At 44.5% G+C, this 24120-nt stretch carries 24 protein-coding genes and 1 tRNA gene; 2 read left to right on the top strand and 23 right to left on the bottom strand.

Annotation, left to right across the window (positions count from 1 at the left end; all coding sequences use genetic code 11):
- Positions 1 to 474: 474 nt before the first annotated feature.
- The 13 genes from CI959_RS21215 to CI959_RS21140 all read right to left on the bottom strand — a co-directional run bounded on the left by CI959_RS21215 (position 475) and on the right by CI959_RS21140 (position 9825).
- Positions 475 to 1002, bottom strand: coding sequence for a hypothetical protein (locus tag CI959_RS21215; protein WP_004289498.1), 528 nt, complete (start codon positions 1000 to 1002; stop codon positions 475 to 477).
- A gap of 377 nt (positions 1003 to 1379) precedes the next feature.
- Entirely contained in the window at positions 1380 to 1763 is a 384-nt protein-coding gene (locus tag CI959_RS21205) for a single-stranded DNA-binding protein (RefSeq protein ID WP_004289499.1), read from the bottom strand.
- Positions 1764 to 2519: 756 nt separating this feature from the next.
- A complete protein-coding gene (locus CI959_RS21200) occupies positions 2520 to 2753 on the bottom strand; it encodes a hypothetical protein (protein WP_004289500.1) in 234 nt (77 codons plus the stop codon).
- A 36-nt stretch (positions 2754 to 2789) separates the two neighbouring features.
- On the bottom strand, positions 2790 to 3077 hold the full coding sequence (locus CI959_RS21195; RefSeq protein ID WP_004289501.1) for an LPD11 domain-containing protein: 288 nt from the start codon (positions 3075 to 3077) through the stop codon (positions 2790 to 2792).
- Positions 3078 to 3551: 474 nt separating this feature from the next.
- On the bottom strand, positions 3552 to 3809 hold the full coding sequence (locus CI959_RS21185) for a hypothetical protein (protein WP_004289503.1): 258 nt from the start codon (positions 3807 to 3809) through the stop codon (positions 3552 to 3554).
- 4 nt (positions 3810 to 3813) lie between these two features.
- Positions 3814 to 4110 (bottom strand): hypothetical protein, encoded by a 297-nt coding sequence (locus tag CI959_RS21180; RefSeq protein ID WP_004289504.1) that lies wholly within the window; start codon positions 4108 to 4110, stop codon positions 3814 to 3816.
- An 11-nt stretch (positions 4111 to 4121) separates the two neighbouring features.
- Positions 4122 to 4454, bottom strand: coding sequence for a hypothetical protein (locus CI959_RS21175; protein WP_005777168.1), 333 nt, complete (start codon positions 4452 to 4454; stop codon positions 4122 to 4124).
- 14 nt (positions 4455 to 4468) lie between these two features.
- Entirely contained in the window at positions 4469 to 4645 is a 177-nt protein-coding gene (locus tag CI959_RS21170) for a hypothetical protein (RefSeq protein WP_004289506.1), read from the bottom strand.
- A gap of 18 nt (positions 4646 to 4663) precedes the next feature.
- Entirely contained in the window at positions 4664 to 4957 is a 294-nt protein-coding gene (locus CI959_RS21165) for a hypothetical protein (protein WP_004289507.1), read from the bottom strand.
- A gap of 905 nt (positions 4958 to 5862) precedes the next feature.
- Positions 5863 to 6711 carry an IS3 family transposase gene (locus CI959_RS21375; protein ID WP_036628659.1) on the bottom strand — a complete coding sequence of 283 codons (849 nt, stop codon included), beginning with the start codon at positions 6709 to 6711 and terminating at the stop codon, positions 5863 to 5865.
- Between the two features lie 32 nt (positions 6712 to 6743).
- The gene (locus CI959_RS22005; protein WP_008780911.1) at positions 6744 to 7124 is read right to left on the bottom strand and encodes a transposase; all 381 of its coding nucleotides are present in this window, start codon (positions 7122 to 7124) and stop codon (positions 6744 to 6746) included.
- 188 nt (positions 7125 to 7312) lie between these two features.
- Positions 7313 to 7386, bottom strand: a tRNA-Arg gene (locus CI959_RS21145).
- A 78-nt stretch (positions 7387 to 7464) separates the two neighbouring features.
- Complete coding sequence (locus tag CI959_RS21140; RefSeq protein WP_005855540.1) at positions 7465 to 9825, bottom strand: BamA/TamA family outer membrane protein; 2361 nt, start codon at positions 9823 to 9825, stop codon at positions 7465 to 7467.
- Positions 9826 to 9901: 76 nt separating this feature from the next.
- Between CI959_RS21140 and CI959_RS21135 the strand changes: the two genes are divergently transcribed.
- A complete protein-coding gene (locus tag CI959_RS21135; protein ID WP_005855539.1) occupies positions 9902 to 10669 on the top strand; it encodes an RNA methyltransferase in 768 nt (255 codons plus the stop codon).
- Positions 10670 to 10945: 276 nt separating this feature from the next.
- Here CI959_RS21135 and CI959_RS21125 read toward each other — a convergent pair whose 3' ends face one another.
- The 4 genes from CI959_RS21125 to ileS form a co-directional block, all read right to left on the bottom strand.
- Positions 10946 to 11731 carry a DUF4296 domain-containing protein gene (locus CI959_RS21125; protein WP_008771662.1) on the bottom strand — a complete coding sequence of 262 codons (786 nt, stop codon included), beginning with the start codon at positions 11729 to 11731 and terminating at the stop codon, positions 10946 to 10948.
- A complete protein-coding gene (locus CI959_RS21120) occupies positions 11732 to 12349 on the bottom strand; it encodes a lipoprotein signal peptidase (protein WP_005855536.1) in 618 nt (205 codons plus the stop codon).
- Positions 12350 to 12730, bottom strand: a complete 381-nt coding sequence (locus CI959_RS21115) for a TraR/DksA C4-type zinc finger protein (protein ID WP_005855535.1) — start codon at positions 12728 to 12730, stop codon at positions 12350 to 12352.
- A gap of 167 nt (positions 12731 to 12897) precedes the next feature.
- A complete protein-coding gene (gene ileS, locus CI959_RS21110; protein ID WP_005855534.1) occupies positions 12898 to 16320 on the bottom strand; it encodes an isoleucine--tRNA ligase in 3423 nt (1140 codons plus the stop codon).
- Between the two features lie 225 nt (positions 16321 to 16545).
- Between ileS and CI959_RS21105 the strand changes: the two genes are divergently transcribed.
- Positions 16546 to 18753 (top strand): alpha-galactosidase, encoded by a 2208-nt coding sequence (locus CI959_RS21105; protein WP_057317576.1) that lies wholly within the window; start codon positions 16546 to 16548, stop codon positions 18751 to 18753.
- 8 nt (positions 18754 to 18761) lie between these two features.
- Here the strand turns inward: CI959_RS21105 and CI959_RS21100 are convergent, their stop codons facing one another.
- The 6 genes from CI959_RS21100 to CI959_RS21070 form a co-directional block, all read right to left on the bottom strand.
- Positions 18762 to 19811, bottom strand: a complete 1050-nt coding sequence (locus tag CI959_RS21100) for a DUF3810 domain-containing protein (protein WP_095231529.1) — start codon at positions 19809 to 19811, stop codon at positions 18762 to 18764.
- A gap of 95 nt (positions 19812 to 19906) precedes the next feature.
- Positions 19907 to 20335: a D-Ala-D-Ala carboxypeptidase family metallohydrolase gene (locus CI959_RS21095; RefSeq protein ID WP_005855530.1), complete on the bottom strand. Its 429-nt coding sequence runs from the start codon at positions 20333 to 20335 to the stop codon at positions 19907 to 19909.
- 5 nt (positions 20336 to 20340) lie between these two features.
- Positions 20341 to 20538, bottom strand: coding sequence for a hypothetical protein (locus CI959_RS21090; protein ID WP_005855528.1), 198 nt, complete (start codon positions 20536 to 20538; stop codon positions 20341 to 20343).
- 5 nt (positions 20539 to 20543) lie between these two features.
- The gene (locus CI959_RS21085) at positions 20544 to 20993 is read right to left on the bottom strand and encodes an HU family DNA-binding protein (protein ID WP_005855526.1); all 450 of its coding nucleotides are present in this window, start codon (positions 20991 to 20993) and stop codon (positions 20544 to 20546) included.
- A 200-nt stretch (positions 20994 to 21193) separates the two neighbouring features.
- Complete coding sequence (locus CI959_RS21080; RefSeq protein WP_008771657.1) at positions 21194 to 21697, bottom strand: hypothetical protein; 504 nt, start codon at positions 21695 to 21697, stop codon at positions 21194 to 21196.
- Between the two features lie 1160 nt (positions 21698 to 22857).
- The gene (locus CI959_RS21070) at positions 22858 to 24114 is read right to left on the bottom strand and encodes a nucleotide sugar dehydrogenase (protein ID WP_009017637.1); all 1257 of its coding nucleotides are present in this window, start codon (positions 24112 to 24114) and stop codon (positions 22858 to 22860) included.
- Between the last annotated feature and the right edge of the window lie 6 nt (positions 24115 to 24120).

The following is a 24120-nucleotide window of genomic DNA, read 5'->3' as shown; positions in this document are numbered from 1 at the left end:
CGGGACTGGCAGCCGGCAATCGAACTTTGCAGAAAAAATAAGCGGGCTTTCGGCATGGAGTGTGTCTGGGGAACGGCTGTAAGGAGTAAAATGGGGAAGCTAAGGTGTTATAAGAGGATTGCTTTCCGGTTGGTTAGCCGGAGTACAATGGGGTACGGAATACGCTTCGATAAAAGGGAAAGAGTCATGAAGATATAAAAGGGTAATTCCGGCAAAAGGATTCAGGACACATCCATTGCCAATGTATCCCGAACCCGTACCTGTCATTATCTGTACCGAATGTTTAGGAGACCCACTCGTAACCTTCGTCCGTCAGTTCAAAATATTCGTCCATTCCCGGTTTCACAAAAAACATGAGATAAAAAAGGAACGAAGCTGATTATAAAAGGTGATGGTTCTGTATTTCAGTCATTCAATAAAGGATACCGCAACCACCTCTGGCGGGTGCGTTGCGGTATTTTGCGGGCAGCATTTTTATGCGGCCTTGTCCGGCTTGCGCTGCCTTGTTTTCCAGCCGTACACGGCGGCTACATACGGATAGAGGGAACGTGTTCTCCGGCGGAAGCCTTCTTCGTCGATTTCACGGTTGTAAATCTTATCGGCGATACGTTCCGCTTCGTCACGGCCTTTGGCGATACGGTATAAGGTATAGTTCGTACCGTCATGATGGTCCATCCGTCCGCGAATGTTGTAGCCGTCGCCGTACCATTCTGCATCGTCGCACTGGGATTTCAAAATATCGGCAATGGTGCTGCCCAATATTTGATAGCCTCGTCTCCGGCCGTTCCATAATCCCAAGTTGCCGAACACGACAATAATGCCGTCCACTTCTTTATTCAGATTGCTTCGTTCGTCGTCCAGCCGGCAATATACTTCTTCTGCCCATTCTTCATCGCTGACCTCGTAACTGTCATCGTCCAATATTTCCCGCTGGGAATTTTGATATTCTTCTTTTGCCGTTTCGTCCAACAGGTCATAGCTTGACCAAATCATCTGTTTCATACATTTTGAATTTTAAGTTTGACTTTCGTTTTTATCCCTGCTTTCGGAGGGTTTCCCTCGTCCGGCGGGATTTGATTTACGTGCGGGCCACAAGGCGGACAGAAGGGAAATAAGGCAAGGAGGAAGCGGATAGTCCCGTGGACGATTTCATTTGTGTTGAACAAGTATTGACGAGCTTGCGAGTTGATGGTTGTTAACGACAAATGAAGCCGCGCCTTGCCGATTCCCGACCGCCTTAACTTTGCACGGGAAAATCAATGGACGGCGGCGGACTCTTCGTGTGGAGTATGAAGGAGTATAAAAGTGTGGACGTTCCGGAACGGTAACGAGTAAAACAAAAGCGGCTTTCAAGCCGCTTTGTCCGGATAAGGCAGGAATTACTTCTTGCCTTTTTCCTGCTTCTTTACCGGTTCCGCAGGAGCTTCCTCCTCTTTCTCGACAGCGGGATAGAACTTGACGGCGACCGTTACGATGCGGTTGTGCAGCACGCCGTCTTTGTCGGTCCACTCTTCGGGCTTGAAGTAGCCCTCCACGGTAAGCAGCGTGCCCTTGGTGAGCTGGTCGAACGACCCGGTATTCTCGTTCTTGCGCCACGCTTCAATGTTCATGAAAGCGGATATGCGCTTGGTTTCTTCGCCGTTCTTCTCCTGACGGGCTACTGCCAGCGGGAAACGTGCGACACTTGTGGTGGTGAACTGACGGACTTCGGCATCTTTTGCCACGAATCCGGTTACTGCGAAATTGTTCTCGATCTTTTTCATTGCGATTGCTTTTTGAAGTTAATAAATCAGTTTTACGGTGCATAAAAAGTAGGTGCAGTAAAGGGCTGCACCAAGGATAGCGCATAAATACTCTTTATTTTGGAGGCGAAGCCCCAAACCGCAGGCCCGATAAAGGAAGATTTGTGCGATACGCCATTGGTCAAGACCACCAGGTCGCGCCCGTCTGCATACTAACTTTGCAACGAAAAACGATATGGCGACTTCAAATAGAAAGCGGTCGCGAAAAAGTCGAGGCGAAACAATCCGCAGCGGATTCGGAGACATGAAAGACCTGTCCGTCCACTGACACAAGACCGCTCCCGTTCCGGCAGGTGGGCGGGAAGAACATCTGGCAAGAAAGCGTATCGGTTGTTTGGGGTTGAAGCGGCAAGAACGATATACCGTTTATACAACCATGTACGCTGCATAGTGGAAAGGGGGCCCAAACGAAGAGCCGACAAAAGATGTATGCAGCGTATTGATGTCGCTGTCTCTATCCGGCAAGAGAAATGAGGGAAAGAAGAGGAAAAGGAAAAAGGGCTGAAGTCTGTCTTGAAACAAAGCGGAGGAACCGCCTTCGCACGAACGGACGTTTTCTACAAAAGGATATAGCCTGCCAAAAGGTATAAAAGGTTATTTCCGAAGGAAACGGTATGGATGTCTGTTACGGAGATAAAAAAGGGATTCCCGCCGGTGTGTACCTGTTTAGCCGGTATAAGCGGGCTGAAACCGATGCTACGTTCAGCCCGCTTGCTTTTACCTCTTTTCTGTTTCGGTCTGCAATTCCACCGGTTCATCATCCCATGTCAGCTCCTTACCGAGTAGTTTGTAAACAGACCCCTTGGGGAGTTCTATCTCGATTGATACGTACCCTTGCTCGCTCTCGACGTACACTTTTTCCGAGTACTCCCAATGCCCGCACCAGCCTCGAACGGGCTTTCCGGGCATTATCCATTCTGTTCCGTCTTTATTTACTGCTAACCATGCCATAAAATCACATTTTTAGTCTGTTCCTTAGTTGTAATTTTATTCTTCTTGAGCTATCATTTTCTTGCTGTATTCTAAAATCTCATCCATCGTAAGCCATTCTGGTTTTTCGTCCTCTTTGAAACTCTCATGCAGTTTTATCATAAATTCAATTTGCAATTTTTCGTCGCCAGCCCATAAGGATTTCGGGTGTCTGTTACCGTAATTAAGGTAATACTCGCAATCTGACCGTAAGCGGTCTAACAGTTGGTATCTGAAAACCGAATCCTTGTGTATTACTTCGTCTGCCGTTACTCGTCCATTTGAATTTGTTACATCGTTTGCCATAATCTATAAAATTTTGAGTTTTCTTTTTTCCCTCTTGTAGCACCAGCTACTTTCGGGCCTGATTTAATTATGTCGCCTCGAAAGGTGTCATGGCTCTTTATGCAAGGTTTCACGATTAAATACTACCCGTGCGGAGCGAAGGGTGGAGATTTTGTCGTGAACCGTCAGTCTTTGACCTTGCATACAAGAATGACATGACAAGTACCTTTGCGACACAATTCATATCAGGCAGCCCGAAAGCGACGTGCGAACACAGGGAAAAGAAGGTCTCTTGCAAAAGGTTCGATAGCTTATATAAAAGGGTTGCAGCGAAAAGAAAATATAAATGGGCCTCCGGGTTGTATAAGAATTTTAATTATGAGGATAAAAAAGGTATTGCGCCGGCATGTCTGCCGAGAGAAAAAGAAACGGGCTGAAACTGGCAGTTCCGGTTTAGCCCGCAAAAGTACATCGGAGGTCTCTTGCCCGTTCCCGTCAGAAATGGGCTACCATAATCCGATTTTTGAAAATTCTGTTTTTATCACTCGGTCGCCGTTGGTTTATCCAGATATGGTGTGCTCCGTATCCGAATATAAAATACTCATCGAGTGAGGTCTCGTTCTTCAAACGTTCCATACTTGCACGAAGTTCGGTTTCGTCAGTTGCAAAAAGAATCGTGTTCATGATTCGGAAATAGATTTCTTCCGCTTCATCGCTATAGCGGCAAAAGACGTGTTCGATTGTTACGTTCATGGTTCTATTGGTTTGATTGAGGTGTTTTAGGTACATTGGTCATTATTGATTCTCCGTCTTCGTTGAAAATCTCTATTGTCGGGTTGCCGTCGTTTTCTTCGGGGAGCATAGATTCCGATGTATCGGTCAATGCTTGCCACTCTTCATAGCAAAGACGGTTGTCAATGATGTTCGACACGTCCTCACAGTTCCATGAGCGGACGATTGCCTCGGCTTCTTCGTAACTATTTGCTTTTACACTGAAATAATCCCGTTCCCAACTTGTAACCTTACGGTCTTGATAAAATTTGTATTCTCCCATATCCTTGTTGTTTAACTGTTTACTTCTACAATATCCTCGATTCTGCCGTACAGTATCGAGCGTAACGCTGTTTTGTCAATCGCATAATACTCGTGAATGCTTCCGTGCTGTTTGACGAAATACCGTTTGAGAACGTCGGAAAAATCAAAATGATAACCGCTCAAGGCAATTCCACGTTTGAAATAGATGCTTTCCCACACGTTACGGGTAATCCAGTTCTTTTCTTCCCGGTTTAACTTGCCTCCGTTGTTCAGGTGTACCCGCAATTTGTAAACCTTGCTGTCCTGTAATGTCGCCAGTTCGGGAATATCCCATTTGACGAATTTTGTTGCTATCTGTGTCATACGTTTGCTATCGTTTAATCATGGATAATCACTTCATCACGGTATTCTGAAATTTCCTTGCCGCTTTCAAGGCGGACAACTATGGTGTTACCATAGTTGCCCACGATTGTACCTTCCGTGTAACCTTTGTATGGATTGAGCAGTGTGCAAGACAAACCGATAATATCGCTGTCTTCTTCGTATTCGTACATAGTGAATGCGTTTTTAGGTTACAGCTTAATGTCCCACTTGCCTTGCGAGAATATCCGAAAGCTCACGTATTCGTCCTCTAACTCGTATGTCAGTATGCGGATATAGATTTTATCTTTGGCTTCCAAAGAAGCTACCAGTTCGTCGATTTCTTTTTCTGGGTATTCCCAACGGGAAGAAAATTCTGCATCTACAGTGTCGCCATACCGATTGACAAAACCGTTGAAATTATCGTCCAGAAATGCCTCTATTTTATCGAGGTCTTGCTTGTTTTCCGTACTTGCGTGAAAAATGTTTGTTGCATAGTTCGCCATAATCTTAAATTTTGAGTTTTCTTTTTTCCCTCTTGTAGCATCAGCTACTTTCGGGCTTGATTTAATTATGTCGCTTCAAAAGGTGACATGGCTCTTTATGCAGGGTTTCACAACCAAATACTACCTCCGCAAAGCGGAGCGTGGAGATTTTGTCGTGAACCGTCAGGCTGTGACCTTGCATACAAGAAAGACATGTCAAGTACCTTTGCGACACAATTCATATCAGACAGCCCGAAAGCGGATGTGCGAATACAGGGAAGAGAAGATCTCGTGTAAAAGGTTGATGGTTTATAAAAAGGGAGTTGCAGCGAAAAGAAAAATATGCCGTGGAATCTTTTTTTCTTTTGGCTGCACAATGGGACCAGAGTGTTTTACGAAGTTCGGGAAAAGGTTTAGTTTAGTCCATTAGCCTATATATATGCTAAATCAAAGTAAACTATATTTAGGCAGACAAATTTGCCTGCCTATAAGTTTTTCCTTATCTTTGTATGAATTAAAGAAGGCTTGCTTTTCTTTTGGCTGCAATGGTTCTTGGAAGTTCAAATACAACCGTCGGACGAGGAAAAAAATTCTGGTAGGAAGCTGGTTCAAGAAGTCCCGATTATAAGTAAGTGCAAGGAAAGAAACAGAGTGAAAACAAAAAATCGGGAAATGCCTTTAATTAGCAATTTTGTTTCTTATTTGTTCCTCAATTAAAACTATAAAATTTTCAACACACTGAATTTCAAATCATTATATATACTATTTTTGAGAGATTGGATTTATTGTCAATAAACTCATGATCCTCCTGGCTTACTTGTCACTCTCTGATAAAGCCTACCAAAAAGCCTGTCATCAAGAATGGACAATGGATATACCAGAGTGATCCATATTCTCGGCGTACAAATGTAAGGAATCAAAAAGAATCAGGGTCTTTTTCGCCAAAGATTTTTCCCCGGCAGTTTGCCTTTATACACCTCCATCGGGCACTCCATTCCGATGCTCATATGAGGTCTTCGGTTGTTATAAAAGTCAATCATACGATTGATCTCATTGATCGCCTGTTCTTTATCCCTGTACATTTCCTGCTCGTATATCCATTCGACCTTGAAGATCCCGTTCTGTCTTTCCGCCATGGCGTTGTCTGTCGGCTCATATCCTTCTGTCATGCTTATCCGTATGTGATGCTCCATGAGGCAGCTGACGTAAGCCTCGCTGGCGTATTGTGACCCCCTGTCCGAGTGGTGTATGGTACCGCAAAGGTTGCCGCCTCCGGCGATCCGGATCGCCATGCGCAAGGCCTCTGTCGTATGCGAGGCGCTGAGACTGTCGGATAGGCACCAGCCCAATACGGCGTGCGAATAGGCGTCGGTGACAAGATGCAAGTACAACACGTCCCCCAATATCCACACGTACGTGATGTCCGACACCCATATATGGTTGGAATACCGCGCGTCTTTTCCCTTGATAAGATTGGGGTACCTTTTATAGACATGATTGGAGTCTGTCGTACGCCTACGTTTGTTGGGATTGAGCTTAAAGCCTTTTGATTCATAAACCTTTAAGAACGAGTCTCGCCCGAGGGTCACAGCATGTCCCAAATCCTTTTCCAGTAAATGGAACAGCTTGAAACCTCCGATACGGGGACAACAAAGACGATAATAGCCTATCATGTCAGCAAGAAGCTTGACGCGTTGTCTCTCCGATACATCCGCCTTCATGTTCGCGTAATACCATTGGCGTTTCTTTCCAAACAGCCCGCAAAGGGTAGCCACACTCTCATGGGGATACTCCTCACGTAACGCCGTTACTGTTTGGCACCATCTTTTCTGAATATACTGATGCCTTCTTCCTCTTCCGCTATCTCTATCATCTTCTCGAAGGCACGGCTACGCATCTTCTCCAGCTCCAAAGAACGACGCAATTCCTCTATGCGCTTTTGAAGGGACTCCATATCTGTCAAATCCGATTGCTTGGGAACCATCTGTAACCTCTCTTTTGTTTCTGATGGCAAAGGTAACTGGTCCGATCCCACTGGGTATTCTTTTAGCCATCTATATATGCAAGGAGGGCTCAAAGAATATTTCTTCGTTATCGCATACTTGCTCATTCCGCTACTGTAATACTCGCGTAACACGGATAATTTAAAGGGTTCCGTGAACACTCTTTTGGGCTTTCTTTTGATCATTTCTATACTTTTTAGCCCCTTAAAAGTGTCAAGCTATTTCAGGACAAGACACAGTCGGAAAAAGAAAGAACCTCTTGTCGATCCCTCCCCCCAAAAAAGTATCTTAAGTACATCGGCTCACGCACCTAAGATACTTTGCCAACGAAGTTATGACACAAAAAAGGGAGACTCTTTTAGAATCTCCCTCGTGATCGGGCTGGGATTCGAACCCAGGACCCACAGCTTAGAAGGCTGTTGCTCTATCCAGCTGAGCTACCTGACCATCCTTATTTTCGTGGTGCAAAGGTAAGGATTTTTCTTTTCCTTGCAAACTTTTAGTACACTTTTTTACATATTGAATTTAGAATGGATAACCAACGGCAAAATGCAAGGCGAAATTATCCTTGAAATTAGGACGGGTTATCGCCCAACGCCTAGACTTTTTCTCCTGAGGATTATAAGCCTTGAAGCCTGTATCTAAACGTAGTAGAAAGAAATCAAAGTCCAAACGAAGTCCCAAACCATAGGAAACAGCGATCTCCTTGTAAAAACGAGAGAAATCAAAGTTTCCAGCCTTATAGCGTTCATCAGATACATTCCGGGTCCATATGTTTCCGGCATCTATGTAAGCCGCCAATTCAAACTTCCAAAAAAGTTTCGTTCGATATTCCAAGTTCAAATCCAAGCGGATATCCCCCGATTGAAGAGCGAAAGAAGTCGTGCTGTCAACTTCCATACTACCCGGACCTAACTCTCGTACAGACCATCCCCGGACACTATTCGCTCCCCCCGAGAAATAAGCACGCTCAAAAGGTAAATAGTTTGAGTTACCATAAGCCATCCCCACTCCCACTCCTATATGGAAAGCTAACTTGTTACGACTGTCAAGCACGATTCCTTTACTAAAATCGAAATCCAATTTCACATATTGCGCATATTCCGTACCAAACAACTCATAATAACCGTCATCATTTTTCTTCGCCCCCGTAAGATGCGAAAAGGCACTCAACAAATTCCCTGCGACCTCGACCGACGCACGTAGGGAATGCGTGTTTCTCAAACGATTCTGGGGAGAATAATTACTGAAGGAATAAGTATATCCCGAACTCATGATAAAATGGTTCGTATAGTTATACAACACCATATAATCCGGCAAGCTATTGATAAAGTCCATATTCTTATCCGGCAAATACACATAATTCAAGTCTACAAGCTTAAAGGTATGGCGTGCCTGTGTATTACCCCGATCTTGCCAAATATAACTCCAACCACCAGATAGAATCGCCCTCGTATACTCCGGACGTTTTTGCAGGTTGTAACTTATTTTCGCTTCAGTTGACGCACGTAGCCGCCTACGAAAATCCGAACTCAAGAACGGGAACAAAAAACGAGGAAACAGCAAAGACCCTTCCGCACCTAACTCCCAGTAATTACCAAAGCCATTCGCCTTATTTCCGGATAACGCCTCGTAAGCCCCTCTCACCCTCGCCGAGAACAGCTCCGATCCTCGGAAGATATTCCTATGCTGATAATTCAAGCTGGAGGCAAACCCATAGTCACCCGCCGAGTTAGTACCTTCCAAATCCACTCCCACCGTATTTATCTTCGCGGGAGAAGTGAGAATGTAACAATCCAACTTCATCGTATCCCGCTCCTCTACTTCCGTAAAACGTATATTTACGTTCCTCAAAGCCCTTAGAGAAGCGAACGCCGAATAGGTCTGCTCTATATTCTTCTCACTAAATAATTGCCCCGGCCGAATATAAGTACTCCTCCGGAGCACGCTCGGACGGATACTCTTCCCGTTCCGGCCATATACGATATTCACCCCTGCGCTGAGCATCGTATCTGTAGCCATGAAACTAGCGTCCTCTCCTACCCCCATCGGATTATAATCGGTTAAGACCGTTACATCCTTAATATAATACTGACGATGCGGCTGATCCTCTACCGACCCATTGGGCAACACCTTCCGATAAGGTTTCATGGACATATCAAGATCCACGACATTTTGGTTAAAAGAACTATCAGCGATATATCCTAAATAATCCCGATTAAAACCATAATACCCGTTCCAGCGAAGTAAGGTCGTAATACGCTCCCGCTCCTTGTCCAATATATCCCGGTCAAATAAAGTTCCTTCCTTAACTAATTGGTTATACTCTTCCTGTGAGGACCGGAACGCAGAAGCTAAGGGAGAGCGGCGAGGCGCTTTCAGATGTGCCAAACTATCAATTTTCGGATCGGGGAACTTCATCGTGTAATTGCGTATCCTATACGGATCGTTCGCCTTTATATGGTAAGTTACAACCGCTTTCTTATGGCGTGCCGTATCAATCGTCGTTGATACATCCGCATGGACATACCCTTTATTAATGTAAAAACGCTCTAGTTCCATGGCGGACTGTTCCACCAACATCGTATCCAGCACCACGGGAGGCTCACCAATCCTACGTAACTGTTTATTGATCCATTTCTTCTCATTCTTACCAGACCAATCATAGACAAACAACTGCCACTTCATCAGACCAAACACCTTGAAGTTTGGTTGCTGCCTAAGATAAGATTTTAAATCCGCAGACTTATAGTCCCTGTTATCCGACACGATCTCCACCTTATCCAGCAAATATTCCCCATCCGGCACAAACTTGGTCGTACTACAAGAGGTTAGTAGTAGTACGATACAGATAAAATAGCATATACGTAGAGATCGATTCATCATTCCAAGCTTTTTACGATCGCGAATGTACTGGAATTTAAAGAATTTACCGTACTTTTGTTTTGTAAAAAGAACTAAGATGCTAAGCAAGACCAAAGTCAAATACATCCGTTCTCTGGAATTAAAGAAATTCCGGAATGAAAATAATGTTTTTGTAGCCGAAGGAAATAAATTGGTAGCCGATATGTTACCGGCCTTTGAATGTGAGTTATTAATAGCCAAGCCATCTTGGATGGCTACACAAGGCGATATTCCGGCCAAGGAGTTATTGGTAGCGGAAGAAGATGATATTCGTAAAGCCAGCTTCCTGAAAAATCCCCAAGATGTACTCGCGATCTTTAAACGCCCCAATTGGGATATAACGGAAATAACGCCGGAAAAGGAGCTTGTTCTCGCATTAGACGGAATCCAAGATCCGGGCAACTTAGGTACGATCATCCGGTTAGCGGACTGGTTCGGTATTTCCCATATCGTATGCAGCAAAGATACCGCCGATGTTTTCAGTCCAAAAACCGTACAAGCCACTATGGGTGCGCTCGCCCACGTAAAAATACATTACACCGATCTGGAAACGTTCTTACAGGCCCAATCAGCCCAAGCCATACCTTTATACGGCACCTTCCTTGGCGGAGAAAACTTATATGAGAAAACCTTATCCGGAAACGGTATCTTGATAATGGGTAATGAAGGAAATGGAATACGTCCCGCCATAGAGGCTTTTGTAAACGAAAAATTATATATCCCGAACTATCCGGAAGGAAGAGACACCTCAGAGTCTCTCAATGTGGCCATCGCTACAGCTGTGGTCTGTGCCGAGTTTCGCAGACGCCAAGGGAATCCCGCTTAAACGATATATATGGACTGAACAACCCGGCGTAATCTTTTCGGTTAACGCCGGCCAAGATCCCATCACCTGCTTAAAACCAATCGCCGGTTCCGAGGAAAGAACCGGCACCAGCACTCCATCATAAAAAGCGGTTCCAGCTATCTCCTCATTCAACGGGTAAACACCATGAAACGCACCATTATCATCCAGTTCGATATAATGCATACGATAAACCTGCTTACACCAAACGTAATGAGCGGCAATTCTTCTCATAAGTATAATAAACAAATAGAGAGATTACTTAATAGAATCCTTAGGTAATTCGGCAAGCTCCTTACCATAGTTATATTTCATCAAGCTTAAGCTATCTATATACACCTTATAATAAGTCGTATCCATATTATCCATACGGATATATCCAAACACACGCTTTACTTTCTTAGTTGGTATAGTCTTCAAGATCGTCTCGTGATATCCATCTTTCGTGATCTTACTATTCACCGTCAAGGTCGTATCACCTTGGTCTGCGCTTAAACGTACCTCCGGCTTATAAGCCATTTTGTTATTCAATCCCCAGACACGCATGCCCAGCACGAAACTACTGCCCGAGGAATAATTCGTTTCCGGACGTATATCGAAAGTCACCCCATTAAATACAGAGGTAGGAGACAAGACCAGATAAGAACGGCGAGGCCAAATATCCACAGAATCCCGGTTCGATACCGGCGCAGCGTCCGCCTGCACATCCCCTAAGTTATTGATCCGTTTATTAAGATCGGCCAAGACCCGGTTGTAGACCTCCATATAAATATCCAAGTTACGGCCGTACCACACCAACGAGCTATCATACACCGCCTGTGTAATATCATGCTTACGGAATACAGACTCATACAAGGCAAGCTTCATGGTATCGGATTTATAAGTATTATAATCCACATTTACCATGGCCTCAGCCAGCAACATATCCGTCAAGACACCCTGCATCTTTTTCTCCGACAGAATACCATCCGGAACCTTACTACATGCCGCCAGCAACGTCGTGGCTAATAAAGCCATACCATATATCCGTAATTTTCTCCGCATTTATTTCTCTTCTTTCGAAAGGCTAGCCGACAAAGTATGCCGATAAAATATTAACAAAAGGAAAACTCCCACGCAAATCGCCGAGTCCGCCAAATTAAAGATCGGACGGAAGAAAACGAACTCCTGTCCACCCCAGATCGGAACCCAATCCGGGAATACGGTCTCTATCAATGGGAAATAGAACATATCCACCACCTTACCATGCAGCCAAGAGGCATAACCACCTCCCTCCGGCATAAAAGTAGCGAGTTGCCCGAAACTATGGTCGAAGATCACGCCATAGAATATCGAGTCGATTATATTACCCACCGCCCCCGCAAAAACCAAAGATATACAGGCAATAAAACCGAATTTATAATTTTCTTTAACCAGCTTATACAAATAATATCCGATAAACAATACAGCCACGATACGGAATACGGAAAGGAATAATTTCCCAATCACCTCTATACCGAATGCCATACCCGGATTCTCAGTAAAATAGAGATAAAACCACGGAGTTATCTCTATACTCTCATGCAACTGCATGTGGGTCTTAATCCATATTTTCAGCACTTGGTCAAGAAGAAGGAGCAGTATTATGATTAACACTGCTCCCCAACCTTTAGAATATCTCATTTACTTTGCACCTCCTTGTTTTGCTTCGATACTTAAAGTCGCATGAGGCACAGCACGTAGCCTTTCTTTCGGGATCAATTTACCAGTCTCCCGGCAAATACCGTAGGTCTTATTCTCGATACGGATCAAAGCGGCCTGTAAATTCTGGATGAATTTCATCTGGCGTTGCGCCAAACGGCCCGCCTCTTCCTTCGATAACGTAGAAGCGCCTTCCTCCAGCACCTTGAATGTAGGAGACGTATCAGCCACGTCGTTACCGTCGGAATTCGTAACCCCTGATCGCAAAAGCTCGTAATCCCTCTTCGCGATTTCCAGTTTCTCTAATATAATAGCGCGGAACTCCTCGAGCTCAGCGTCTGAATATCTTGTCTTCTCTGCCATGGTTCTAAAAAAATTTAGGTTCAACAATCGTTCAAATATCAATCAAAAAGAAGAATTAAGAATGAATATAAAATCATATTATTTCTTCTTTGCATGCAAAGATAATATAATTATCGATTTTCCTATATTTCATTCCTAATTCTTCCGCAAGAAATGCTATTCTATTTTTAAGCTTTCTCGATCTTTACGGACAATTTAAAGTCCTCGAAATCGAGTTCCGTAGCGTCGCTGATCGCATTATCCATGATTTCGATAGATTCCGCCAATACTTGGTTAGCGATATAATCCTTATAATCATAGATCGCCTCATCCATCTCCTCGCAAGAAAGAATGGATACATGGATCTTATCCGTTATATCGAAACCGCTGCTCTTACGCAAGTTCTGGATACGATTCACCAACTCACGGGCCAGCCCCTCCTTACGCAAATCCTCGGTTACGGTAATATCCAAAGCGACTGTCAAGCGACCTTCATTAGCGACCAACCAACCCGGGATATCCTCAGAGATGATCTCTACATCTGTACGCTCCAAAACGGCCTCCTGTCCATCTACCATCAAGGTAAACGTTCCGGCTTTCTCGAAAGCGTTGATATCTTCTTGGCTCATCGATTGAATCGTGGCGGCCAACGCCTTCATGATCTTTCCGTAGCGCGGGCCCAACTTCTTAAAGTCCGGTTTGATCTTCTTCACCAAGATACCTGCCGTATTATCCACGAACTTCAGCTCCTTCACGTTCACCTCGTTCAAGATCAGGTTCTTCACAGCCTCGATACTCTCTTGTTGATGAGCGTCTACAACCGGAATCATTACCGTATGCAACGGCTGGCGAACCTTGATATTCACCTTGCGGCGAAGAGCCAATACCATAGAAGAAACATCTTGAGCCATTTGCATACGCTCTTCCAAATTCTTGTCGATCTTAGACTCGTCGTAAACCGGGAAATCGGACAAGTGTACGGACTCAACGTTCTCACGTCCCGTAACAGCGACCAAGTCCAAGAATAACTGATCGGCATAGAACGGAGCGATCGGAGCCATCAACTTAGCCACTGTCTCCAAGCAAGTATATAAAGTCTGGTAAGCGGACAACTTATCCTCCGTCATACCACCACCCCAGAAACGGCGGCGGTTCAAACGCACATACCAGTTACTCAAGTTATCATTTACGAAATCAGAGATAGCACGTCCGGCACGAGTCGGCTCGTAAGCCTCCAAGTAGCCATCCACATCCTTCACCAAGCTGTTCAACAGAGAAAGGATCCAACGGTCAATCTCCGGACGCTTGCTCCATTCCACATCCGGATCGGAGTAGTCGAAGCCATCCACGTTCGCGTACAAAGCGAAGAATGAATACGTATTATATAATGTACCAAAGAACTTACGGCGAACTTCCTCGATACCATCGATATCAAACTTAATATTATCCCATGGAGAAGCGTTCGTGATCATGTACCAACGCAACGGGTCCGAACCATACTTCTCGATCGTAGAGAATGGATCAACAGCGTTGCCCAAGCGTTTAGACATCTTGTTTCCGTTCTTATCCAATACCAGACCGTTAGACACGACAGCCTTGTAAGCCACGCTATCAAAAATCATGGTACCCAGAGCGTGCAGGGTAAAGAACCAACCGCGTGTCTGGTCAACACCCTCAGCGATAAAGTCAGCCGGATAGATCTGACGATTATCGAACTCCTTCAAGTTCTCGAACGGATAGTGGATCTGGGCATAAGGCATAGCGCCGGAATCGAACCATACGTCGATCAAGTCTGTCTCACGCTTCATCGGCTTACCAGAAGCGGAAACCAAGATAATATCATCCACATACGGACGGTGCAAATCGATCTTCTCGTAATTCTCCTTCGTATAATCTCCCGGAGCGAAGTCCTTGTAAGGGTTAGACTCCATAAAGCCGGCCTTCACCGATTTCTCGATCTCGCCAAACAACTCTACCACGGAACCGATACACTTCTCCTCGCTACCATCTTCCGTACGCCAGATCGGTAACGGAGTACCCCAATAACGGCTGCGGCTCAAGTTCCAGTCTTGCAAGTTCTCCAGCCATTTGCCGAAACGTCCCGTACCCGTGCTCTGCGGTTTCCAGTTGATCGTATTGTTCAACTCGATCATACGCTCACGGCAAGCGGTCGTACGGATGAACCAGCTATCCAACGGATAATACAATACCGGTTTATCGGTACGCCAGCAATGCGGGTAATTGTGGACATGCTTCTCGATCTTGAACACCCGGTTCTGGGCCTTCAGCATCATGCAGATCTCTATATCTAACGTCTCATCTTTATCCGTCTTCGTATCATCGTAAGCGTTCTTCACGAATTTTCCTTGCCATGGATCATAATCAGAGGCGTTCATACAATTTTGTACAAACTCCGGAGCCAAGTCTTCCAGCTTATAGAACTTACCGGTCATATCCACCATAGGGCGCATATTTCCATCCTTATCCTGCATCATCAAAGGAGGAACCCCGAATGTTTTCGCCACACGGTTATCGTCCGCACCAAACGTCGGTGCGATATGTACGATACCCGTACCATCCTCTGTCGTAACGAAATCACCCGTGATCACACGGAATGCACCTTCACCCGGATTTACCCATGGGATCAATTGCTCATATTTCATACCGGCCAACTCGGAACCCTTCCACTCACCTACTACGCTGAAAGGAACCAGCTTGTCACCCGGTTTGTAATCAGACAAAGAAAGCTCCGCAGCTTTCGGATTGAAATAAGCAGACAATAAATCTTTCGCTATAACAGCAGTCATCGGGATACCCGTGTAAGGATTATAAGTCTGTACAGCCAGATAAGTAATATTCGGGCCTACGCAAAGCGCCGTATTGGAAGGCAACGTCCAAGGAGTCGTTGTCCATGCCAAGAAATAAGGATCGCCGAATTGTGCCATCTCCGGTTTCGGGTCCAATATATGGAACTGTGCCGTACAAGTCGTATCCTTCACGTCACGGTAACAACCCGGTTGGTTCAACTCGTGCGTGCTCAAGCCCGTACCTGCGGCGGGCGAATACGGTTGGATCGTATAGCCTTTATATAAAAGACCTTTCTTATAAAGCTCTTTCAATAGATACCACAAGGTCTCGATATAGCGGTTATCATACGTGATATACGGATTCTCCATATCCACCCAATAACCCATCTTCTGCGTCAGATCCTCCCACTCTTTCGTGAACTTCATCACGTCCTTACGGCAAGCGGCGTTATACTCAGCGACAGAAATCTTCTTACCGATATCTTCCTTCGTGATGCCCAAAGCCTTCTCCACGCCTAACTCGACAGGCAGACCGTGTGTATCCCAACCCGCCTTACGATTCACCAAGAATCCCTTCATGGTTTTATAGCGGCAGAAAATATCCTTAATCGAACGGGCGATAACATGGTGAATACCCGGCATACCGTTTGCGGATGGAGGGCCCTCGTAGAATACGAATGTAGGATGTCCCTCTCTTGTTTCAAGACTCTTATGGAAGATGTCTCCATCCTTCCATTTCTTCAGCACCTCTTTATTTACGTTCGACAAGTCAAACTTAGAATATTCGGTAAATTTCTTACTCATATCGCGATGTATTTATCTTGCTTCTAAAAAATTGCCGCAAAGTTAGTGATTTCTTTCGAATTAGACAATATGGAATTTTCATTAATGAAAGCACGGGGTTCTTCTGCGTGAAACAAATTTTAGTTAAAGCAGAAAAGTAACAGTATCTGATAAAATCCTATTAGGAAACCTACCGGCTCTCTCCTACTTTTGCCCCTGAATTTAAATCTAACACCTACTAATAAAATGAACATTAAGAGTAAATTCGGTTATTTATGTTGCGCCTCCCTATTGACCACTAGTTTATGGGCACAAGACGTATTGATTTCCACGAGGAATACCTCATTATTGCTAGACGCACCTGTCGGCGGAGAGGTAAGATTCATCTACTATGGAGACAAGTTATCCACTTCCGACGCGGCTACCTTGCTCGAGACCGAGCAGAAAACATTTTCCGCTTATCCGGTCTACGGCTTGAATTGTCCCTCCGAAAGCGCATTGTCCGTTACCCATGGCGACGGGAATATGACCCTTCAACTGGAAGTCATAAAAGTAGATACACGAAAAGAGCAAATAGCAGATATCACAACGATCCGATTAAAAGATAAAGTGTATCCTTTTTATATGAATCTCTGTTACAGAACCTATCCGGACGCTGATATCATCGAGACTTGGACAGAGATCACGCATGAGGAGAAAAAAGCGATCACCCTCAATCGTTTCGCTTCCGCTCATCTGCCGATCCGGAAAGGAGACGTATGGGTTTCCCACTTATACGGCTCATGGGCAAACGAGGCTCAATTGGCACAAGAACCGTTACGACCGGGCATCAAGATGATAAAAAACAAGGATGGTATCCGCAACTCCCATACCGCCCACGCCGAAGTGATGATCTCCCTAGACGGAAAACCAAAGGAAAACACCGGTTCCGTTATTGGCGCCGCCCTATGCTATAGCGGTAACTACAAATTATTCTTCGATACGGATGATAGCGACTATCACCATTTCTTTGCGGGAATAAACGAGGAGAACTCGGCTTACACCCTCAAAGCCAAAGAAAGTTTCCGTACACCAGAATTGGCGCTGACTTACAGTAAGGACGGCTTAAGCGGAAGCAGCCGAAATTTCCACGCATGGGCACGCAAACATAAGATAGCGAATGGAGCGACCGCACGGAAAATCTTACTAAACAGTTGGGAAGGTGTATATTTCGATATCAATCAAGAAGGTATGGACCAAATGATGAGTGATATCCAGTCTATGGGCGGCGAGTTGTTCGTCATGGACGACGGCTGGTTTGGCGATAAATATCCTCGTAATAAAGATAACTCGTCCTTAGGGGATTGGATGGTTGATGCCCGAAAACTACCAAGAGGCATCGAGGGCCTGATCGCCGACGCCAACAAGCATGGTATTAAATTCGGTATCTGGATCGAACCGGAAATGGCCAACACGACAAGTGAATTGTACGAGAAGCATCCGGAATGGGTATTGAAAGCTCCAAACAGGGAAATCGTCCTGGGGCGTGGCGGTACACAGGTCGTTCTTGATCTCTCCAATCCCGAGGTGCAAGACTTCATATTCGGTATCGTCGACAACTTGATGACAACATACCCGGAGATCGATTATATCAAATGGGACGCCAATATGAGCATCCTGAACCATGGCTCCCAATACCTGCCTTCGGATCAGCAAAGCCATATGTATATCGAATATCACGAAGGATTCAAGAAAGTCTGTGAGCGTATCCGAGCCAAATACCCGGATTTAACCCTACAGGCTTGCGCCAGCGGTGGAGGCCGGGCAAATTACGGGGTCATGCCTTACTTCGATGAGTTTTGGGTAAGCGACAATACCGATGCCTTACAGCGTATCTATATGCAATGGGGCACTTCTTATTTTTTCCCGGCTATCGCCATGGCCTCACATATCAGCGCCGCCCCCAACCATCAAACATTCCGGGTCATTCCCCTGAAATATCGGATCGACGTAGCGATGAGCGGCCGTTTGGGCATGGAGATCCAACCCAAGAATATGACAGAAGAAGAGAAAACACTTTGCCGTAAGGCGATCGCCGATTATAAGACGATCCGTCCCGTCGTGCAATTCGGCGATATCTACCGTCTGGTTTCTCCGTACGATCGTTTGGGAGTAGCTTCCTTGATGTACACCTCACCGGAGAAAGACAAAGCCGTATTTTATTGGTGGAAGACCGAGCATTTTGTCAACCAACATTTACCCCGTGTAAAAATGAACGGATTATCCCCAGACAAGAAATACAGAGTCTGCGAACTGAACCGGATCGACAACGAGCCTCTGGCCTTCGAGGGTAAAGCTTTCACCGGGGAATATCTCATGGCGAACGGACTGGAAATCCCTTATAATCACATTGTCGATTATCACAAGCAGAATGATTACTCGAGCCGAGTGCTTTATTTGGAGGAAGTTAAATGATGAATAAATCATTCTCCTTCCAAAGCGATCAATAAAGCGATCACCTCCGAATAATTAGCGGTTCCGGCAGGTATCTTATTGCCTTTCAGGAAAAGATTATAGACCACGTCTTGCGCCTCGCCGATCAGCGGGCTGTATAGGGATTGCCAATAGGCTACTTTCTCGTTATACAAGTCCTTGATCTCGGGGCGTAATCTTTTCTTCCATGCCTCAAAAGAGTCCTTATCCAAAGCCACATATGCGTTGCTCAACACATAAGGCAGCAAAGAGAAGTAACCTGAGAACCGGATTTCCGGCACGGAAGAACTCGTGCATATTAAATAACTGTATAGATTAACCTCGGCCTCGTTGGATATACTAAGCGCATGAGCCATCTCATGGGCGTAAGTGGCGGGATATTGCACGGGCAAGAGCTGGCCGTTCAAATTGAACTCCGTGAAAAACGGCCCCATATATCCCATCACCCCTACTCCACTCATCAACCGGGAGAACAGCATCGTTTTAGGATGAAGATAGGTTCCGGGAGTGGTAAGCCCGAAACGAGTAGGCAATTCCCGATACCCTTCCTGCACCGCCTCTTTCACGACCTCCCGATCGATCGTCTCTATCGGAACCCATGAGGCGTTCAGGGAATCCGTGTAGGCATCCAAGAAGGATTGGAAATGTTCCGAGGAAAAAGGCACATAAGTGGTTTGCGTACGAGTGAAAAAATCTTCCCGGAAATAATTCAATCCCCAAGCGATATAGAACCAGACATACACCCATGCCAGATATTCCACAACATGCCTTATTGTCCTCCCGATCCTCCGCCTCCTTATAATCGCATACGACAGATACCCTAATAATCCGGCGATGCTACCATAAATAAAACAATCCCCTACGGAAAAAGGGAACAAGCAGGAGAAACGAGATAGCATACCCGATACCCATGGATAAATCGAACGGGAATACCATTCGCCTAATCTGGGATTTCCCATCACGATCCATACAGAGATGAGAAGGATCGCCAATATAATCCAACGAACACGTATCTTTTTTAGATATTCAAGCTTAATCATAGGAGGCAAATATATCATATCCTTTTCAGTCCACCAAATCACAGATCTTCCCTTCCGCACTTGATCATGGGCAAGTCTCTTTCCGCACCGAAGTATCAAGATTTGTTATAAACTAACACTTGCATCCTGTTATTTCCATTTATCTTTAAGGAAAGATGCAAAAAACGTTTTCGTCTATATAATATAGCTTGGTCAAATACTAAACCGGAACATTGCAACACATCCAACAGTTTTTCCGGCCCATCGGCAACATAGCAATCTGCTGCTTCTCCTTTCAAGTGTTGGCTGGTAACGACCCCGCCAGCAAGACGATTTACCTTCTCATTCCGATATCCACTCAATATAGCAATCGGTGCCCCATACAATAGACGTAATGGTTCCAATAAACCAACTGCCAAATTTTGAAGCGCTAGACATGCACAAGGAGGAGGCTGATTATTTATCGCATTGTCCACGGCAATACCACTATAAGTAAACTCATCCAAACAAAAATGCTCTGTTAACCTTTTATCATGTCTTTCCATAATTTTCAATTATTAATTTTCAATTTATAAGAGTAGTCCACCCCAAAAAGGGCCCCGGCAAACGTACTGATCTCACCGAAAGCCACCAGTACACTGTTATCGATCAATCCTTGCGGATCAATCCAGAATCCGCTGAAGAGAAGTGTGATCCCGCTCATTGAGAGCAGGATCGCAACAATTAATTGAACCGTCAAACGCCTCATAGCTCTTAGATTTCATCCGGACTTTCACTATCACTCCCGTTTCCACCCGCATCTTCTTCATTCGGAAGCGCAGTTTTCTCAAAACTTGTCCGGCTCTTGGCTACCCGTAGCGCCTTGCCCGGGTAGAACCGTACTTTCGGCTCCCGAATCAAGTTCGTCGAAAACGTCTTCTCATCCGGCACCCCCGACGATCCGAAACAAAAGCGGAAAAGCCCCAGCTCACCTACACTGACACGCCTGCCATGCTGTAAATGACGGACCAACACCACATTCATACGATCCAGAACCGCCTTCACGCTAGCGCTACCTACACCAGAGCTATCCGCCACCTCCTCCGCAAATTCATCGAAAGTAACCAGATCTCCATACACCATTTGAGCGTATACCTTTTCAGGAATAGATTCGTGATCCTCACCTAGATTCTTTCTCATTACCAATTTAAATTTCAATGCCATAACTATACGTTTTTAATGAATAAATGAATGTAACCATGCTTCGAACACATGACAAAGGTATAATAGCCACAAAGCCTAACTTAGATGATGCAAAACAGTTAACGGCGTAGCAGCCAACACACACATTCCCAAATCAACGAAAAACACACCAAATTTCATCGACTTCAATCCACGTACATTTAACATTTATCAATAAAGAATCACATCTCATCCGTTATTTCCCTCTTCCCCGCCAGTTCCAGAATATCACTTGGTAATATATTCAATGCGCTCAAACGGCTAGCCAAGGATTTCGGCAAGACCTCCGAATTAGGATCCGATAAACTCCGGACGAAAAACGCCATACATAAACAAGCCGCCAAATGAGAATAAGGCAAACGCCCATCCCGATCCGTAAACTCCACCAGCTTCGCCATCCGCAAAAACAAGTCCGGTCGATGCAACTCATAACGGGCATTCTTCCACGGCGTATGCCTTGTCAAATACCACACCATCAAGTTCTCCCCTCGCTCCCCATCCAAATAACCATCCACCAATCTCCGATATCCCATCGGCAACTCTTCATAATGCCCAAAAGCCAGCTTACAAAACCCCAGCAAATGCCTTTCCCTATCTTCCGCCGACAATCCGGCCAGACGTACACTAAACAACTCAACGGTAGGCCAACCCCGAAACTCGCCCAACAGTCCCTTCAAATCTTTCATAAGATTTTTCATTTCCACGATCACAGGGGGAATATTTATCCCTGCACCGCAGAAGGCCGAATCCCACATTATATATACGGATCATCAAGGCATACATAAAAACAGAACCGGCCTCCTTACCTCCCCGAAGGGAAAAAGAAGACCGGTACAAATATCTTTATTCTATATCGATTCTACAGTCTATTCTATCATCTACACATTCATCATCGCACCTTTGTGGTTCTCATTTCTTGCAAACACTTCCATGGAAGTTCCTCTTTCTTTTTTGGCGTTATACCGATAAGCATATCGGCGATATGTACTCCCATGATTGACACCATGGGAGTTGAAGACATAGAAGAGGAGATATCTTAAAAATCGACTCCACATAAACAAAAGTAAACCGCCAATAGTACTTTCCTAATTAATTTATGGCAATCACGCAATACCTTTGTTGGTACTCAAATTAGAGCATGCACCAATGTATAGGCGCTTTTATAGCACCTACCTAATTTTATGTTAAAAACGTTGAATTTAACTGTTAGTACATACCAACTTTATATTCTGGGGTATGAGATTAACAAAGTCCTTACAACCATTAAAAATATTTTTGAAAAATTCACCAAGGAAATCCCATGCGCACTTCCCTTGCAGCCTCACAGTACTGATTACACCATGATATGCAACTACCATTTCTACACCTTCGTCACGACCAAAGTGTAACATACTGTTACATCGCATAGTAAGTGATCGTCAGACTCTTTCTTCAAGAATAAGATTCTCTTCATTATAATCACGTTCCTTTCTAAAGAAGAAATCCAAACTGTCCGTAAAGACCAAGGCTCTCTTTTTCACCTCCTTGATCATACGCTTTAACATATTAGCCCGGACATGTGACAGGCACAGTTGGTGTTCAGCCTCCTTAAATGTACAGATCTCAACTCATCTCCCATGAAAACATCTTAACCATTTTTCAAACAGGTTATACGGTACCTTATTTCTAAAACAGAAGGATCGGATGGAATCCTTGTTCGTGACCGCTTCGGATTTGTAGCGGAGGAAAAAAATTTCAGAATTGTTATTGCTCTACATATTAATTGGGTTTTAATTACAGCAACAAAGATCTATATTTCTGTTGAATGATGCTATACGTCATTTTTGGACGCTAACCTTAATTTAGATTAATCCCTTCTATATACATCTCGTGTATATACCTTATTTTTCACATCATCCAATTCCACATCATATCGATTGGCTATAATAGCCGCACTACGTTTTTTAAAGAGATCCAAATCATTAACAACTTCTGACCCAAAGAATGTAGTATTATCCGACAAGGCTGGTTCATAAACAATCACAGTAGCCCCTTTTGCTTTCACTCGTTTCATTATTCCTTGAATAGAAGATTGTCTAAAATTATCAGAATTAGACTTCATCGTCAATCGATAAACACCGATCGTAACAGGATGTTCCCGTACACTACTCCATTCATTCTCTTCCCCGTAAGCATAATAACCCGCCATACGAAGTACTTGATCTGCTATAAAGTCTTTCCTAGTCCGGTTACTCTCCACAATCGCTTCTATCAAATTTTCGGGTACATCCTCATAATTAGCGAGTAATTGTTTTGTATCTTTCGGCAGACAATACCCCCCATAGCCAAAAGAAGGATTATTATAGTGATTACCGATACGAGGATCCAAACACACACCATTTATGATCGATTGAGTATCCAACCCCTTCATTTCCGCATACGTATCCAACTCATTAAAATAAGAAACACGTAGTGCAAGATATGTATTTGCGAATAGTTTTACGGCCTCAGCTTCTGTCAACCCCATAAATAAGGTATCTATATTTTCTTTTATAGCACCTTCTTGCAACAGTTCAGCAAAAATATGAGCGGCATCTACCAATTCCGGATCAGACAAATCCGTACCCACGATGATCCGGCTAGGATACAAATTATCATACAAAGCCTTAGACTCTCTCAAGAACTCCGGACTAAAAAGAATACGCTTTGTATGAAAACGCTCACGTACGGAAATCGTATAACCAACAGGTATCGTACTTTTAATGACCATAAAAGCATTTGGATTAAAACGAAGCACCTGCTCTATCACAGCCTCAACAGCGGACGTATCAAAGAAATTTCGCTGGCTATCATAATTTGTCGGAGCCGCTATCACCACAAAATCAGCGTCCTTATAAGCCATCACCGCATCTAGCGTAGCTTTCAAATTCAATTTATGACTAGCCAAATACTCTTCTATGTAATCATCTTGAATCGGTGATTTTTTATTATTGATCAAATCTACCTTCTCAGGAACTATGTCTATGGCTACCACCTCATGATGCTGTGATAACAAAGTGGCAATTGATAAACCAACGTAACCGGTACCGGCCACGGCTATTTTTAACTCTTGAAATGATTTCATCTATTA

Origin of the sequence: Parabacteroides sp. AT13, assembly GCF_002272965.1 — a bacterium.
In the GTDB taxonomy this organism is placed as follows: Bacteria; Bacteroidota; Bacteroidia; order Bacteroidales; family Tannerellaceae; genus Parabacteroides; species Parabacteroides distasonis.
This window is presented reverse-complemented; position numbering and strand designations above follow the sequence as displayed.

Coding starts and splice junctions, on each gene's coding strand:
- CI959_RS21175 (WP_005777168.1), bottom strand. CDS start 4,454: ATGACACAGATAGCAACAAAATTCGTCAAATGGGATATTCCCGAACTG.
- CI959_RS21165 (WP_004289507.1), bottom strand. CDS start 4,957: ATGGCGAACTATGCAACAAACATTTTTCACGCAAGTACGGAAAACAAG.
- CI959_RS21120 (WP_005855536.1), bottom strand. CDS start 12,349: ATGAGATATTCTAAAGGTTGGGGAGCAGTGTTAATCATAATACTGCTC.
- CI959_RS21140 (WP_005855540.1), bottom strand. CDS start 9,825: ATGATGAATCGATCTCTACGTATATGCTATTTTATCTGTATCGTACTA.
- CI959_RS21070 (WP_009017637.1), bottom strand. CDS start 24,114: ATGAAATCATTTCAAGAGTTAAAAATAGCCGTGGCCGGTACCGGTTAC.
- CI959_RS21100 (WP_095231529.1), bottom strand. CDS start 19,811: ATGATTAAGCTTGAATATCTAAAAAAGATACGTGTTCGTTGGATTATA.
- CI959_RS22005 (WP_008780911.1), bottom strand. CDS start 7,124: ATGATCAAAAGAAAGCCCAAAAGAGTGTTCACGGAACCCTTTAAATTA.
- CI959_RS21195 (WP_004289501.1), bottom strand. CDS start 3,077: ATGGCAAACGATGTAACAAATTCAAATGGACGAGTAACGGCAGACGAA.
- CI959_RS21125 (WP_008771662.1), bottom strand. CDS start 11,731: ATGCGGAGAAAATTACGGATATATGGTATGGCTTTATTAGCCACGACG.
- CI959_RS21200 (WP_004289500.1), bottom strand. CDS start 2,753: ATGGCATGGTTAGCAGTAAATAAAGACGGAACAGAATGGATAATGCCC.
- CI959_RS21090 (WP_005855528.1), bottom strand. CDS start 20,538: ATGAGGCGTTTGACGGTTCAATTAATTGTTGCGATCCTGCTCTCAATG.
- CI959_RS21135 (WP_005855539.1), top strand. CDS start 9,902: ATGCTAAGCAAGACCAAAGTCAAATACATCCGTTCTCTGGAATTAAAG.
- ileS (WP_005855534.1), bottom strand. CDS start 16,320: ATGAGTAAGAAATTTACCGAATATTCTAAGTTTGACTTGTCGAACGTA.
- CI959_RS21170 (WP_004289506.1), bottom strand. CDS start 4,645: ATGTACGAATACGAAGAAGACAGCGATATTATCGGTTTGTCTTGCACA.
- CI959_RS21215 (WP_004289498.1), bottom strand. CDS start 1,002: ATGAAACAGATGATTTGGTCAAGCTATGACCTGTTGGACGAAACGGCA.
- CI959_RS21095 (WP_005855530.1), bottom strand. CDS start 20,335: ATGGAAAGACATGATAAAAGGTTAACAGAGCATTTTTGTTTGGATGAG.
- CI959_RS21115 (WP_005855535.1), bottom strand. CDS start 12,730: ATGGCAGAGAAGACAAGATATTCAGACGCTGAGCTCGAGGAGTTCCGC.
- CI959_RS21080 (WP_008771657.1), bottom strand. CDS start 21,697: ATGAAAGATTTGAAGGGACTGTTGGGCGAGTTTCGGGGTTGGCCTACC.
- CI959_RS21105 (WP_057317576.1), top strand. CDS start 16,546: ATGAACATTAAGAGTAAATTCGGTTATTTATGTTGCGCCTCCCTATTG.
- CI959_RS21185 (WP_004289503.1), bottom strand. CDS start 3,809: ATGAACGTAACAATCGAACACGTCTTTTGCCGCTATAGCGATGAAGCG.
- CI959_RS21180 (WP_004289504.1), bottom strand. CDS start 4,110: ATGGGAGAATACAAATTTTATCAAGACCGTAAGGTTACAAGTTGGGAA.
- CI959_RS21205 (WP_004289499.1), bottom strand. CDS start 1,763: ATGAAAAAGATCGAGAACAATTTCGCAGTAACCGGATTCGTGGCAAAA.
- CI959_RS21085 (WP_005855526.1), bottom strand. CDS start 20,993: ATGGCATTGAAATTTAAATTGGTAATGAGAAAGAATCTAGGTGAGGAT.